This window comes from Sulfitobacter sp. CW3 (genome assembly GCF_019392245.1).
Taxonomy (GTDB): domain Bacteria; phylum Pseudomonadota; class Alphaproteobacteria; order Rhodobacterales; family Rhodobacteraceae; genus Sulfitobacter.
Genome location: NZ_JAHXRL010000434.1, coordinates 1 through 250 on the forward strand (window position 1 = coordinate 1; position 250 = coordinate 250).

The following is a 250-nucleotide window of genomic DNA, read 5'->3' on the forward strand; positions in this document are numbered from 1 at the left end:
GCCGTTCCGGCCGGCGCTACGTGGTCGGTGTCCATCCGGCCGGGGGCTTCGACCTCGACGAGATGGCGCAGGCCGTGGTGATCGCCGTCCGCCGGGACAATGCCGGCATCGCCGAGATGGTCTCGGTGGCGAGCTCCAGCGAGAGCCCGCGCGACCATCTGCGCCGGACCTGGCTCGACCGTGTTCGTCGCCGGGGTGCCACCGAGATGCACGTGCACCGCCTCGCCGAGAACGAGGCCGAGCGGACGGC

General features: G+C 72.8%; 1 protein-coding gene. It reads left to right on the forward strand.

Annotation, left to right across the window (positions count from 1 at the left end):
- Positions 1-250 (forward strand): hypothetical protein (locus KZZ06_RS21710; protein WP_219581985.1); only part of this gene is annotated, 250 nt, incomplete at both ends.